Below are 14,305 nucleotides of genomic sequence, written 5' to 3' on the forward strand. Positions count from 1 at the left end.
AAGGCAAACCAAATTCCGCATCCCTCTTAGGTGCGGCTTGCTGACGGACACAGTGCCTTCGATACCTTTAAAGAACTCCTGACACAAGGCGGTGCAGGTTTAATCGAACCCATGTGAAATGAGCCAATATCCTGGCGTGCTACCGATCCGAGAAGAGGGCTTTCCAGCGAATAATGTAGCTGAAGAGAGAAAATCGCAACTTTAATCTGGCGAACTGACTTTTTCCGCCCTTGTTGTCCCAGCGCTAACTATCGGTCTCCAAACCACCATTGCTCCCCTAAATCGAAATATAAAATTACAGTTTTCCATGTTCCGAAATCTGTAAATTGTTCCACAATTAAGGGAACCTCTATTAAGGAATTGTTATGGGCAAGGAAAAGGAAAAGGGTGGCAAAGAAGCCAAAAAGCCTAAAAAGGAATCTGACGGCACTAAGAAGCAGAAGAAAGATCCGAATAGACATGACGGACCACCAGGAGGGAAGTAAACCGAGCTAGACGAGTTCCGTCTTCATATGACCCGCCCCACTTGTAGGATACGGTTGGCATCCCGATCTAACCTCTCCCTAGCCCCTTTCCCTGCTAGGGAAGGGGCTAGGAAATTCGATTTGCCAAGCATGGCGTTTTAAGTTGATAGCCACGACCTCATTTGCTTACAACATAATCAAACCCAACCTCGCACCCAGAGTCACCGCCTCAGTTCGGCTGGAAGCGTTGAGCTTTTGAAAGATTGATGATACGTGAAACTTGACGGTATGCTCAGAAATGCTCAACTGCTTGGCGATATTCTTGTTCCCCATTCCCAGCGCCAGCATCCCTAAAACTTCGATCTCCCGTGGTGTCAGCGCCTGAATCGGGGAAGCAGGGAGTCGGCGTGCGGAGGACTCTCTGAGAGGCAGCAGAGAATCCATAAAGTCTGGATGCAGCACCATCAGCCCCAGCGCTGCTGTCACCACAGTTGCGACAATTTCCTCAGCCGTTGCCGTTCGCGGTAAGATTGCCCGCACGCCGACTTGCAAAACCGACTCTAGCCAAGTGCTGTGGGGGTTGTTCGCTAAGATGACAAGTGCCGGAGATTCTGCACCAAGCGCGAGTAATTTCTCTTCAGCCGGATCGTCATCTGAGAAGGAATAATCCAGCAACACCACATCGGGTTGTCGTTCCTCAAGCAGCTGCACCAGAGTGTCTGTGCTAGACGAACTACCGACGATTTCCAGCAACTCAGAGGTGCGGATGATGCTCTCCAACCCCGCACGCACGATGGGATTTTCGGCTGTCACCACGACCGAAATCACGCTGACTTCACCTCTGGAAAGGCTGGTTCGCCAGTGTCTTGAGGAGCCGATGCGATCGCGTAGCACCGTCTCCCAGAACGCAGAAATTCCAACGCTAGCGGCTTTCCCGGTTCGGCATCCTTGAGAATGCTGAGCAGATCCTCAGGAGTATGAAAAGATTCACCGCCCACGGCTATTAGCACGTCGCCCATTTGAAGACTCACCGAGGCAGCTAAACTCCCCGGAGCAACTTCCAACACCAATAAGCCTAAAACGCGCTGATTTTCTAACCAAAGCAGCACGGGACGGAGAGTGACACCCAGAGAGAGTGGGCGATCGCGTTTGAGAAACCGTTCGACTCTCTTACTGGGGATTGCCAACGCTAACCCATTGGCAATCATCGTGTTAATTGCGATCGCTCGCCCCCGTGCATCGGCAAGCAAACCCCCAGAATTTCCGGGTGCTAGCCGAATATCAGCCTTCACCCATCTTTGAGTGCTGAAGTCATCGGTGGCGTTAGTCGCGTGGATAATGCCCTTGGTGAGTGCTCCGACTAGACCCAGAGGATTTCCCACTGCCAGCACCAGTTCGCCGACTCGGAGAGCCTCAGAGTCGCCAACCGTGACGGCGGGAAGGTCAGTTGCCTCAACCTTGAGTGCTGCTAAATCCTGTCTGGAGTCGATATCAGTGCGGATAGCCTCAATGACTCGTCCATCCCAAAGTTCCACAATTGCCCGGTCGAAAGGGGCGACATGAGCGTTGGTGATAATCAAACCTTGAGAATTCCAGATTGTACCCGATCCGCCACCCCCGCCACTGCTGCGGACTTGTACGGTACAACGGCGTAGTTGTTCGGCGATTTGCGACAACTCCAGGGCAATCTCTGCACTTGCACCTGTATTTTCTATAGTTGCGATCGCGAAGCGCTGACTGGTCAAGTTCGCCATCTTAATCCTCCCTCGCCGGTCGTTCGCCAACGATGAGTGTGACTTCCAGGGGCGCACCCCCCCGAATCATCTGCACTTTCAGGCTTTTTCCGACGCTTTCCGTCCCCAACATCGCCTGCACGTTCTCCGTGTCGCTGACCGGATTGCCATCGATTGCGACTAACACATCGCCAATCAGCACCCCAGCTTTATCCGCAGGGCCATTCGGCTCAACGTTGACAACAATCACCCCACCATTAGAAGCCAGAGAAAGCGCACTCTTAAGCGTATCCGGCAAGCGAACCGGCTGCATTCCCAAACCCAGGTAGCCTCGTGCAATCCGTCCTTTTGAAAGCAACTGATTGACTACCCGGTTCACCGTAGACGCGGGAATGGTTAAAGCCATATTGCGAGGCCCGGAGGTGTTCATGCCTGCAACTTTACCGGCTGCATCGACCATCGGCCCGCCGGAGAATCCGGAGTAGAGGGTTAAATCGAGACGCACAAATCGATCGATCGAACCACCGCTCATACTACGCCAAGCATCCCCAATCGCGCTCACCACACCCATAGAGGCACTCACGCCGTTCTCAGTCCCTCGTCCGAGTGCAAGTGCCAGATGACCAACCTTTAAAGTTGCCGCATCGCCAATTTCCGCAACCGGGAATTCGATGTTTTCTAGCTTCAGGACAGCGACATCGGTGCTAGCGTCACGCCCCAGGATGGTAACGGGGACTGTCCGACCATCGGGTAAGGTGACGGTGATTTCCTCTTCGCGCTTGATGGTTTCGTCAGAGGTGACGATGATACCGGGTCGCCAGTGGATACCGCTTGAGGAGGAATTCCGCCTTAGCCATCCTCTTCTCCCGTGGGAGGTTCGCCCATTGACTGCAACAACTGAGGCACCGACTCGCTCAACAGTATCGGCTAAATTGTTGGACAGAGCCAGCAAGGTGCTGGATATCTCCGATGAAGATAAAGACATTCCATTTCTCCCATGCGATCGCTTTTACGGGATAACTGCCAATCCGGTTCGGTAAACTCCCTCAACCCCTCTCCATCTCTCCCTAACCCTCCTCGCGGGGGTAGAGAAGCGGGTTCGGGGGTGAGGTCTGCCCGATTTAAACCGAATTGCCACTTCCTGCTGATATCGTGCCGTTTTCAAAAGACGGGCGGCATCGGAGAAATGGGGAGAACCCACCCTAGAAAAATGGCTAGGGTTGCGTGTATTCCTAATTACAAGCCAACTTTATGAGGGCTAACTCCTCTGGCAGAACGCTACCCCGCACGAAGGTAGTTCTTAAGAACGAGGTAAGCTGAGAGCGGTTTCTCCAACATAGACAGCAGGCAAGTCATGAAGAACGCAAAAAAAGTCTATGGAACCAACAGAAACCAATCCATCCCAAAAACCGGCAGACAAGAACTCCAAGCCAATTACTCAGGTACAACGAGATAGTGTAATTACCTCTGAAGACTTGCCTCCGAAGGCATTTCGCATCAGCCTGACGATAGCAACTCTGGCGATTGTGTTGCTGTTTTTTGGCTTTTACTTCGGCATCATTAATGTTTAGAGTATTGCTAGCAAGATGAGCTACTTTGCATTTCACCTTGTCTTTATCCTGCCACCAATCCTCTTTCTAGCATGGGTTCAACGCCAACCTCTAGCTGGTATCGGAGGACTAAGAGCGTGGTTAGGGCTACCCCTGATTGCGCTGATTGCCCTGATTTATACGACACCGTGGGACAATTACCTGGTTTGGCACGACGTATGGAACTATGGCACGGATCGGGTGGTGGGTACGATTGGCTACGTGCCCGTTGAGGAATATTTATTCTTCATCCTTCAGCCACTTCTAACAGGTCTGTGGCTGTACTGGTTGTTTCCTCTCACAACTGAGCCAGCACAGGAGGAGGATTCTCCTTGGCTGCGAGCATCTGGCATCGTTTTCTGGCTCGTTCTCAGCATTGCGGGAGCTTTTATGTTGCAGTCGGAGAAGACTGTGTACATGGGGCTAATTTTAGCTTGGGCATGCCCCATACTGGCGCTACAGTGGGGAGTTGGAGCAAAGCAACTCTGGGCCAGAAAAGATGCTTGGCTGATTGGCACTCTAATCCCCACAGTTTACCTGTGGATAGCCGACCGCATTGCCATCGGACAGGGCATTTGGAGCATTTCTGAGACCTATAGCATTGGATTTAAGCCGTTTGGGTTGCCGATTGAAGAGGCGACATTCTTTTTAATCACGAACCTGCTAGTGGTGCAAGGACTTTTACTGTTTCTATTGGTGGGGAAGATGCGATCGCTTCTACCACTCATCTCTTTCCCGATTCTCAATAATGGGCGACCAGAACTTCCAAAAGCTCTTGCTCAGGTAGAGTCTGGAAACGAAACGTTTTAAGACGGTTGCCTCTATTTTCCACATCACCTTTTAGGAGTAAAACCGAGATGCCTATTAAGGAATTTTTAGAACAAATTTCTGACACGGTATGGGAAATTCCGGTTTCCTACAAGGAAGGGATGCGCGTTCCCGCCCGGATTTATGGGACAGAGAAGATAATTTCCGAATTAGATGAAGCGGTTTACGACCAAGTTACGAATGTCGCGACGCTGCCAGGAATAACCAAATATGCTTTGTGTATGCCTGACGGACACTTTGGCTATGGTTTTCCGATTGGTGGCGTGGCGGCGATGGATGTGGAAAAGGGGGGCGTGATTTCCCCCGGTGGTATCGGTTTTGATATCAATTGCGGAATGCGCTTGATGGTTACAAACCTCACCTACCATGAAGTCAAACCCTATATCAAAAAGCTGGTAGATAGGCTCTACGAAAGGGTTCCGGCTGGAGTGGGAAGCAGCGGTTTTGTAAAATTATCGCGGAATGACTTTCGCAAAGTCGTCGAACAAGGCGCTCAGTGGTGCGTCAATAATGGCTATGGTTGGGAAGAAGATTTAGAATTCATTGAAGAAAACGGCTGCATTAAAGGTGCTGATTCTGCAAAGATTAGTGACAAGGCAATTGACCGGGGGTTTAATCAAATTGGAACTCTAGGATCTGGCAATCATTATTTAGAAATTCAAGTTGCTCGAAAGCAAGATATTTTCGATCCAGAGTTAGCCAAGACGATGGGAATTACCATGCCAGATCAGGTGGTGGTGATGTTCCACTGTGGAAGTCGCGGATTTGGTCATCAGGTGGCAACCGACTATCTGCAAAGATTTTTAAAGGTAATGGATAGCAAGTATGGAATTAAAATACTTGACCGAGAATTAGCTTGTGCGCCCTTTGATTCGCCGGAAGGACAAGCCTATTTTTCGGCGATGAAATGCGGCATCAATATGTCTTATGCCAATCGTCAAGTGATTCTGCATCGCATCCGCGAAGTATTTTCGGAAATCTTTGAACGTTCGGCGGAAGACTTAGGGATGCACATGGTTTATGATGTTGCCCATAATACCGCCAAGCTAGAGAGTCATATTGTGGATGGGAAAAAGCGATCGCTCCTCGTCCATCGTAAAGGTGCCACTCGCGCTTTCGCACCGGGAATGGCAGATGTTCCGGAACGCTACAAGAATATTGGTCAGCCGGTTATCATTGGCGGCAGTATGGAAACCGGATCTTATTTATTAGTCGGAGTCCCCACTGGCGACCAAACTTTCTTCAGCACTGCACACGGAAGCGGACGCACAATGAGCCGTACCAAGGCGCGAAAAGCTTGGAAGGGAGAAACACTCCTGAAGGATATGCAGAAGAAGGGCATATATGTCCGCAGTACCTCAATGTCTGGACTAGCAGAAGAAGCGGGTGCAGCTTACAAAGACATTGATGATGTGATTGAAGCGGCTGAGTTAGCGGGGATTAGTAAAAAGGTGGTGCGGTTAACACCGATTGGAAATATCAAAGGATAAAGCAAATTTAACATTTGCGCGATCGCCATCTCCTACTAAAATTCTGGCTTTTTAGGTTGCTCTAAAAATTCCAAATCTTTACAGAAACTAGGCTTACCTTTTTTGAAGTCACTAAGCTTGTATTTGTAGAGGGTTCCTTGTTTGGCAAACACTAAATTACCCAGAAAATCCCAAGTAGCCCAGTCAATAGAATCAAGAAGATCGGGATATTCATCTAACCTAAACTTGAAAGTATAGCCACGTTGCAAAAAACCTGTGTAATACATTCTTAATGTCGGATGCTCTCGACTCGGCTGCCAATACCAGCCGTCGTCATTTTCGCACTTGACCGTATACGTTTTGGAATTCTCAACTTTCACATTATTGCCGTAATTGTCTCCAGCTCTAGTCCATCCATCCCGCTCTAACCGGGGATATAGTACGCCTAAATCTTCTCCTCCAAACTGGGAATTCAACTGTCCTAATTTAAAAGGGATGCTGCCTTTTGGCTGTCCCAAACCATTCAATAACAGTTCTTTCTCATCTTTCCAATAGCCTCCTCCAAACCACGTTCCCATATTGTCTGCCTCCAAGTGGGTTTTTAACCGAGGCAACAGACAAACCCCGCTCCAGGTGTTGCCATTACGCCCCCCCATCGCCAAATAAACCATCCATTTTCCATCGAAAGATATATCGCATCTTTTTGGATATAACTTACCGTTAAACCAAGACCCATATTCTAGGCAATCGTCTTCTGTATTCCAACGAATGATGTGGAAAACTTTTGACGGCTTTCGTCTGATTACAGCGACGTAGGGCGAGCCTTTCGCTGGAAGTAAATGTATTCTCGCTGGAATTTCTTCAATCATCGCAGTGCAGTTCCATCAAAGGGATAGTTTATGCAGGTACGCACGCCACTTACAGTCATTACGGGACCACTCGGAAGCGGAAAAACAACTCTGCTTCGTCACATTCTCGACTCTTTTCCTAAAAAGATTGCCATTTTGATGAATGAATTTGGCGAAATTGGTATTGATACTAAAATCATTCAAGGCAAAAATGTCCAAATGGCGGATCTCGGTGGTGGTTGCGTCTGCTGTTCGCTGTTAGGCGAGTTTGAAGCCGCTGTTAATGAAATCATTGATAGCGTTGACCCGGATAATATTGTGGTGGAGACAACTGGAGTTGCAGAACCAGATGCGCTGGTGTTCGACATTCAAGAAAGCTTAACTAAAGTGCGACTGGATGGAGTTGTTACGGTTATCGATGCCGATGCAATGGTGAAATATCCGTCTGTGGGACATACCACTAGGATACAAATTGAAGCAGCAGACACCCTCCTTTTGAACAAAGTTGATTTGGTTTCCGAAAGCGAGTTAAAGGCGATAGAAGATAAATTGCGCTCCTTCAACGAAGTCGCCTCAATTTTGCATACTAAGCGATGCCAAGTAGACCCAGATTTGCTATTTGGGATTGGTCGAGAGCGAGTTCAACCGCAACCTCATCACGTTCACCAACTTGAATTTGAATCATTTAGCACGACAAGTCCTGCCACTTTCGATCGGCAATGTTTTGGAGAATTTGCCGACTCACTTGGGACAGATGTTTACCGGGCGAAAGGTTTTGTACGATTTCCTGAAGGAAACTATCTATTTAATTTCGTGGCTGGACGTTGGGATCTGGAGCCATTTGAACAAGAGGGCACGGAGCTAGTTTTTATTGGCAAACAGGTAAGCGATCGCAAGGAAGAAATTATTAGTCAGTTAAAGACGTGTGAGCAATAGTCCTATGCCTTATGAGTTTCTCGAAGATGTTGCCACTGCTGATATTGCTTTTCACGCTTGGGGAAAGGATTTAGAGGAGCTTTTTATCACGGCGGGTGATGCAACCATTAACGTGATGATTGATAATCTGGATGCGATCGCGCAAACCGAGACGCGCACCTTCAGCTTGGAAAACGATGAGTTGGATATGCTGCTGTTTAATTTTTTGCAAGAATTCATCTACTACAAAGACAGCGAGTTACTACTGCTGAGAGCGCAGCAGGTTGAGATATCCGAGAAAGATGGAGTGCATCAGCTAAGTGCGGTTACAACGGGAGAAAAGCTAGATAGCGATCGCCATCAACAACGGGTAGATGTCAAAGCTGTTACTTTGCACCAGTTCCAATTAGAAAAAACAGATGACGGTTGGACAGCAATGGTGATTCTTGATATTTAGTGCGTATCTGCAAAAAGGCTTTGCAAATTGTAAATGCCGATGCGGATATTTTAAGATTGCAGCGAATATTGCGGTTCTCAATTGAGTGGAACATAGGTTGTTTGTAGGGGCGCATGAATTGCCCCTACTGTTTACTCTCTCAAAGAATGACTAATCTTCCTTTAAGTCAGTGACATTCGATTTAAATACTCTGACCGGGGAAAATATTACCCAAGCTAAGTCGCTCTAGCCTACGGCACGCTACGCTAACGCCGACTCACCAAAAACCCAAGTTTGGAAACCTGCGAAGGCAGATTTCGTCTTGTATCCATAGCTTACAGGATATCCTTATCCTTCCAATCGCAGTGGGTATTTATAAACATCCTTTCAAGAGGAGATTTTTCCTATAATGCACAATTTTATAGAACCGCTGGGCAACTGGAATCCCCAACTCTTGCGGGAACTCAAAGGGCGTCTTAAACCTCGCAACATTCTGTTGGCAAGTGCTATCTCTGTGCTGGGTCAATTTGGAATATTCATGTATTTTCAAACCCAGATGCCGAATTCTATTAACCGAATCGCGGATATCTACCATAAATATTGCACGGGCAAGCCCCTTCCTAATAGTAAGGAACCGCTATGTCTGTCGGATGGATTGGGCAATTTGGTTATCAACTCGCAATTATGGTCATTAGACCGATTTATATCCCTGAGCATTATTGGCATCTTAATCCTGTTACTAGCAGGAACCTATTTGCTAATTAGTGATTTGGCTACCGAACAACGTCGCGGCACCCTGAATTTTACTCGCCTCACCCCTCACTCTACTGCTGGTATTTTGACGGGAAAACTGCTAGGGGTTCCGATTTTGATTTATCTGGTAGCCGTCGTTGCAGTTCCTTTCCATTTGTGGGCTGGACTCGCCGCCAAAATTCCTTTGGGAGAAATTTTGAGTTTCTATGGAGTTCTCGTTGGTAGCTGTATTTTCTTTTATAGTGCTGCGTTGTTATATGGCATTGCCAGTTCTTGGCTGGGCGGTTTTCAAGGTTGGTTAGGCAGTGGTACGGTTCTGGCTTTACTAATGCTAACTAAGGGAATAAGTACGACCAGTTACTATAATTCAACGACTTGGCTGAAGCTGCTTAACCCCTTTTGCCTAATCCCACATTTGTCTGCCAGTTCTTTTAATGAATCCTTTGCCACAGGGTTAGAAGGTTTTAAGTGGTTTAACTTACCCTTGGGTGACAGTGTTTTAACTGCCGTAGGCTTTGTGGTGTTAAACTACAGCATTTTGACTTGGTTTATTTGGCAAGCTTGGCAGCGTTGTTTTCGTAATCCCAAGGCCACGATGTTAAGTAAGCAGCAGAGTTATTTGTTAACTGCTTGCTTTACAGTTTTGACTCTAGGATGTGCCAATTACAACTCCATAGAAAATCGTAGCGTTTACGCTGCGCCGCTGTTAGAAAACCTCTTGGCACTATCGTTGTTGAATCTGTTGCTATACCTCTGTTTAATTGCTGCTGTGACGCCTCATCGCCAAACTCTACAGGATTGGGTAAGCGCTCGACCCAAGAGGGGTTCTAATAGCAAGAGATTCGCTGATAGCTCGTTGGTAAAGGATTTAATTTGGGGTGAAAAAAGTCCAGCGGTAGTAGCGATCGCGCTGAATGTAGTGATTGCGATCATCCCCTTGGCTTTATTTATTTTACTGTCCCCTGCACAATCGGCTACTGGTATAAATGCTGCTGTAAAAGTAAATGAGAGCAGAACTGGGGCGTTGTTTGGTCTTACTTTAGTGGCTAGCTTAATCCTAATTTACGCAAGCATAGCCCAACTGCGATTATTCATGCGAACTCAGCAACGGACGCTCTGAGCAGGGGGAACGCTAGGGGCACTAATTATATTGCCACCAACTATTTTTGCGGTACTGAGAATTCACCATTGCGATCCCTTGGCGGTGCTGTCGCTGTCTATTGTCTCTCCTTTCGCTCTCTTACTAGGCTCGGAGAAAATTTTTCTGCTATGCTAATTCCAGGTCTGGGACTAATACTGGTATTGTTGAACCTGCAACTGACACGCTAGTTGCGACAAGCAGGCAAGCAAATCAAAGGCTCCAGCCACGTCACCTCGTAGTGATAAACGCGCGATCGCCATCAACAGCGAGTAGATGTCAAAGCGGTTACATTACACCAGTTCCAATTAGAAAAAACCGATGACGGTTGGACAGCAATGGTGATTCTTGATATTTAGCGCGTGTCTGTGAATTTGAGAATTTAGAGCGATCGCGCAGCAGAAATTCATGAGAGCGATCGCACTACTAGAACCAACGAATTAACAGTTTTAGAGTGGTCATTCCCAACAACTACGGCTAAAGTGCTATTGAATAAGTGGTGACAACAACGGATTTAGTTGACTTTATTTTTGAGAGGCTCAACTAACATCTATATACCCCTTTTTTTAACCAAATTTCAACACCAACTAAAATCATTAGTGGATGAGTATACTTGTCTGGTACATTGAGTTAGCTGTAGTTTGTTGTAAAGTCTTACCCATTTTTCTGACAAGTTAAAACATTTTCTATCATGACTTTTCAAATTTTTCCAAAAACTCGCTTCAAATAAGATTATTATGAGCTTGGGACTAATTGGGTAAGCAATCTGGACACCAACAGATGTCAGACCAGTACCAAAATTTTGATATTCATTTATAACAACTGGATTATCAGATGTACATAGAGGAATAGCAGTGGGATTAACACCAATTATCCATATATGCTCTGCCAAAGCTTTAGTAATCTCTTCGTCATTACCTCCATTAAGTTTGTTAAACATATAAATTACATGTTGCTTTTGTGAATTTGTTATTGGCTCATTTGCAATAAAATTTTCAATACCTATAAAATTGTTAAGCTCCCCTGGAAGAGGTTCAACATACTCATCTGCCAGGGGCTTGTAATCAGAGCGAACTTTTTGAAGCTTATTCAGCAGGGTGTCTGCATCTTCAAACATTCTTTTTAAAATATTTCTGAAATTTCTTGTTCTTATAATTTGGAGCATCAAAAAATAGGAAAGCTTTTCCTTGGTTTCTTTATTCAAAAAAAATGTGGGGTTAATATTTTCTGGGTTTTGATTATTGTATGCAGTTATAATCTTTCCTAATGTTTGGCAAAGATCAACTTCAATAGCTGAGAAATTATTTTCAATTAACTGTGATTCTCCCGTGCCTCTAATCTCTGCGGGAAGCATCTCTTCAGGGAAATCGTTAAAATACCTTGCACTGGCAACATTTCTCACATTTGTTCCTTCAAATGACAAAGATTTTTTTAAAATTTTATCAAATACAAAAATTTTGCTGCGAGTAGTAAAATTTTTTAAATAACACTGAGGAACATAATGCTGGTTCGTTACCTTGGACATCGTTTCATGCTTGGTTGCGAAGGAACTTAGGCTAGTATAGCTCCTTTTACCTTTTACCTCTTATACTGCTTTACTTTCAACAATAATGATGTTTGCTTTGTTTCAGTTGAAATAGAGGCGGCTGCATCGCAGTGATTCAATAGAGAAGTAATCGCCCTCAATCACCCTAAACTCAAAGCAATGACTTTCTGCTTTGGAGATTTGAGAAGCAATCACCCATTACGATTACTAAAAAGTTCGAGATCAAGAGGGGTGATCGCCCATCAAACTTGTTCACCGACGTTCTAAGATGTAGTGCGCGATCGCTGCTAGGTATGAGAATTACCACTACCCCGCCTAGTTAAGATACAAGCAGTAAGTCACTACAGGGAAACGTCATGGTACAGTACAACCCGTTGCAGCATCTTCCCACCGCTGAAGAACTGCCTGAAACTGACCATAAGCCGGTGGAAAGTCAACTACAAATTCTGGTTGCCAACTTGTTGGAAGAAATCCTGGCTTGGCTTTGGCAGAACCGCACCGACTGGTTTTGGGGCATCAACATGGGGGTCTACTATGACCCTGGAAAATCTGCAATTGTCCCTGATGGATTCTTAAGCTTGGGAGTTGAACGATTAACCCGTGCTGGGGGACGGTTGAGCTATGTTATCTGGCAAGAAGGTAAAGTTCCCCTTCTGGCACTTGAGTATGTCTCTAAAACTTACGGTCAAGAGTACGACATCAAGAAAGATGAGTATGCCAGTATTGGCGTGCCGTACTATGTTGTCTACAACCCGGAGTACCATAGGCGTGACAACCACAATCCCTTTGAGGTTTATCGCTTGGTGGATGGGCAGTATGTGCTGCAATCGGGTGAGCCAGTGTGGATACCTGAGATTGGCTTAGGAATTGGTAGGGCGCAGGGTACTTATCGGGCTTGGACGCGGGAGTGGCTGTACTGGTACGACCAGAATGGTAATCAACTCTCTACACCCTCGGAAGTTGCACAGCAGGAGCGTCAACGGGCAGAGCGTTTGGCTGAGCGGCTGCGGCAGATGGGAGTTGACCCCGATACTCTGTAGAAATGCGATAAGCCTGACGGCATGCTTTGCGATCGCGCAGCAGCTCTTCATGAGCGCGATCGCATCTGGGTCTATTCCAGTTCAAGTTGAGCGATAAGCGAAGAGCTTTCGCAACGCTTACCCGCTTTTCTCAATTTCAGCTTGGGTGCTGGAAGCGATCGCTTCAAATTTCCTCCTCCCTCTCGCTATTACCTATCTGCTGAACCCTTATCGATAGTTTCCCAAAATACATCATTCTTTATACAGAGAAATTAATCGCAAACAAATTTCTCTGATATTTAGACAATACTCATTCACTATTTTTAGGCTAAATATTCTATCCCCCCTACCCCCTTCTACCTTTAACAACCTGAGGTACTGTAGTCTTAAAAACTAAAAGTTGGGGGGATTGCTTTTTTTTGCAGACGCTTCGTAAAAAAAATACTTCAGAGATTTAGTCAATACTCATTCAACATTTTCAGGCTAAATATTCTATCCCCCCTACCCCCTTCTACTCTGAATAGGATGATGTGCGGTAGACAAAGAATTTGGGGATCGGGGGGGATTAGTGATTACGAATAAGTTGCTGAAATGGGATAAGTTTTACTACTTTGGAAAGAACATTATAAGATTTGTTTCAAATAATATAGTTAAAAGAAAACCGTTTAAAGCGAGCTTATGCAGATTGTAGATAGAGAAGAAAATTTGAGCTACAAACATTACAGCAGCGAATGGAAATGGGGTTTTACCCCTAGTGCTGAGATTTGGAATGGTCGTTTGGCAATGGTGGGCATTGTGATTGCTGTCCTTATTGATTTAGTTAGTAATCAGGGAGTCCTGCACTTTTGGGGAATCCTATAAGCAAGGCGATCTCTTGCTAATTTCTCTTACCGTTACCCGCCTTTAAATCTGACTTTCTTCTTTTTACAAAGTCGCGTTTGGAATTTAAATAATGCAAACTTCGCAAGATAAAACAGAACAACAATACACGGAAGCTGCTATTAACATAGAACAAGGCTTCACCCCAAATTCTGAAATTTGGAATGGTCGCTTTGCCATGCTCGGTTTTGTATCCATCCTCACTATAGAGGCATTAAGTGGGCAAGGCATCGTTCATTTCTGGGGCGATATCCTCAGCAATCTTTGGTAATTGTTCTAATCAATTAAACTCATTGAAATCTAAATTTGGAGCATTATGACATCTGAACAACCAAAAAATCCCAATCAAACTGACGCTGTGCAGCACGATAGCGAAACCCCTTTTGCAAAGAAACCTTCTGTTCTATTTATCCTTAGCACTTCAATAGGAGTTATCACCATTCTCACGGTGGTTATAAGTGTTTATCGCGGAGTTGCTGGTTTCTAGTTCTACTCAATAGAAGTTCTAAAGACTGGCATTTTCTGAAGGAAGTGTCAGCCTTTAGATATTTCTAAAAAATTAAGTCACTCAACTTAGAGCTGATTTATAAAGTAAATCTGAAGACAGGGAGTGGATAGCAATGCCGCCAATACCATAAGTGGATGTTGCCTAAAACTGCGGCTATGACTAGAAAAGCCTATAAAAGCG

The 14,305-nt window shown here is 45.8% G+C and carries 14 protein-coding genes and 1 pseudogene; 10 read left to right on the plus strand and 5 right to left on the minus strand.

Annotation, left to right across the window (positions count from 1 at the left end; translation table 11 throughout):
* Nucleotides 1–650: 650 nt before the first annotated feature.
* Genes NC996_RS08070 through NC996_RS08080 form a run of 3 tightly spaced genes read right to left on the minus strand, consistent with a single transcriptional unit; the run spans nucleotide 651 to nucleotide 3,182 of the window.
* Complete coding sequence (locus NC996_RS08070; protein WP_190411570.1) at nucleotides 651–1,292, minus strand: response regulator transcription factor; 642 nt, start codon at nucleotides 1,290–1,292, stop codon at nucleotides 651–653.
* On the minus strand, nucleotides 1,289–2,218 hold the full coding sequence (locus NC996_RS08075) for a trypsin-like peptidase domain-containing protein (RefSeq protein WP_190690179.1): 930 nt from the start codon (nucleotides 2,216–2,218) through the stop codon (nucleotides 1,289–1,291). Before NC996_RS08075 ends, NC996_RS08070 begins: the two co-directional genes overlap by 4 nt.
* Nucleotide 2,219: 1 nt before the next feature.
* Nucleotides 2,220–3,182 carry a trypsin-like peptidase domain-containing protein gene (locus NC996_RS08080; RefSeq protein WP_190690181.1) on the minus strand — a complete coding sequence of 321 codons (963 nt, stop codon included), beginning with the start codon at nucleotides 3,180–3,182 and terminating at the stop codon, nucleotides 2,220–2,222.
* Nucleotides 3,183–3,573: 391 nt separating this feature from the next.
* Between NC996_RS08080 and NC996_RS08085 the strand changes: the two genes are divergently transcribed.
* The 3 genes from NC996_RS08085 to NC996_RS08095 are packed head-to-tail and all read left to right on the plus strand — an operon-like array spanning nucleotide 3,574 to nucleotide 6,104.
* On the plus strand, nucleotides 3,574–3,768 hold the full coding sequence (locus NC996_RS08085; protein WP_190690185.1) for a hypothetical protein: 195 nt from the start codon (nucleotides 3,574–3,576) through the stop codon (nucleotides 3,766–3,768).
* Between the two features lie 15 nt (nucleotides 3,769–3,783).
* Entirely contained in the window at nucleotides 3,784–4,596 is an 813-nt protein-coding gene (locus tag NC996_RS08090; protein WP_190690188.1) for a lycopene cyclase domain-containing protein, read from the plus strand.
* A 47-nt stretch (nucleotides 4,597–4,643) separates the two neighbouring features.
* Complete coding sequence (locus NC996_RS08095) at nucleotides 4,644–6,104, plus strand: RtcB family protein (protein WP_190690191.1); 1,461 nt, start codon at nucleotides 4,644–4,646, stop codon at nucleotides 6,102–6,104.
* Nucleotides 6,105–6,139: 35 nt separating this feature from the next.
* Here NC996_RS08095 and NC996_RS08100 read toward each other — a convergent pair whose 3' ends face one another.
* On the minus strand, nucleotides 6,140–6,952 hold the full coding sequence (locus NC996_RS08100) for a hypothetical protein (protein WP_190432582.1): 813 nt from the start codon (nucleotides 6,950–6,952) through the stop codon (nucleotides 6,140–6,142).
* Nucleotides 6,953–6,982: 30 nt separating this feature from the next.
* Between NC996_RS08100 and NC996_RS08105 the strand changes: the two genes are divergently transcribed.
* The 4 genes and pseudogenes from NC996_RS08105 to NC996_RS08120 all read left to right on the plus strand — a co-directional run.
* Nucleotides 6,983–7,867: a GTP-binding protein gene (locus tag NC996_RS08105; RefSeq protein WP_190432584.1), complete on the plus strand. Its 885-nt coding sequence runs from the start codon at nucleotides 6,983–6,985 to the stop codon at nucleotides 7,865–7,867.
* Nucleotides 7,868–7,871: 4 nt separating this feature from the next.
* The gene (locus NC996_RS08110; RefSeq protein ID WP_190690230.1) at nucleotides 7,872–8,303 is read left to right on the plus strand and encodes an archease; all 432 of its coding nucleotides are present in this window, start codon (nucleotides 7,872–7,874) and stop codon (nucleotides 8,301–8,303) included.
* Between the two features lie 388 nt (nucleotides 8,304–8,691).
* Nucleotides 8,692–10,155 carry a hypothetical protein gene (locus NC996_RS08115; RefSeq protein WP_190690193.1) on the plus strand — a complete coding sequence of 488 codons (1,464 nt, stop codon included), beginning with the start codon at nucleotides 8,692–8,694 and terminating at the stop codon, nucleotides 10,153–10,155.
* 275 nt (nucleotides 10,156–10,430) lie between these two features.
* Nucleotides 10,431–10,532 (plus strand): annotated as a pseudogene (locus NC996_RS08120) (archease); the annotation flags it as partial.
* Nucleotides 10,533–10,750: 218 nt separating this feature from the next.
* Here NC996_RS08120 and NC996_RS08125 read toward each other — a convergent pair.
* A complete protein-coding gene (locus NC996_RS08125; protein ID WP_190690196.1) occupies nucleotides 10,751–11,698 on the minus strand; it encodes a DUF4238 domain-containing protein in 948 nt (315 codons plus the stop codon).
* A 377-nt stretch (nucleotides 11,699–12,075) separates the two neighbouring features.
* Here NC996_RS08125 and NC996_RS08130 point away from each other — a divergent pair, with 377 nt between their 5' ends.
* The 3 genes from NC996_RS08130 (at nucleotide 12,076) to NC996_RS08140 (ending at nucleotide 13,888) form a co-directional block, all read left to right on the plus strand.
* Complete coding sequence (locus NC996_RS08130; RefSeq protein ID WP_190690198.1) at nucleotides 12,076–12,759, plus strand: Uma2 family endonuclease; 684 nt, start codon at nucleotides 12,076–12,078, stop codon at nucleotides 12,757–12,759.
* A gap of 657 nt (nucleotides 12,760–13,416) precedes the next feature.
* Nucleotides 13,417–13,599 (plus strand): chlorophyll a/b-binding protein, encoded by a 183-nt coding sequence (locus NC996_RS08135; RefSeq protein ID WP_190690201.1) that lies wholly within the window; start codon nucleotides 13,417–13,419, stop codon nucleotides 13,597–13,599.
* Nucleotides 13,600–13,690: 91 nt separating this feature from the next.
* Nucleotides 13,691–13,888 (plus strand): chlorophyll a/b-binding protein, encoded by a 198-nt coding sequence (locus NC996_RS08140; protein WP_190690205.1) that lies wholly within the window; start codon nucleotides 13,691–13,693, stop codon nucleotides 13,886–13,888.
* The last annotated feature ends 417 nt before the right edge of the window (nucleotides 13,889–14,305 follow it).

Source organism: Trichocoleus sp. ST-U2 (assembly GCF_039961875.1).
GTDB lineage: Bacteria > Cyanobacteriota > Cyanobacteriia > Cyanobacteriales > FACHB-T130 > FACHB-T130.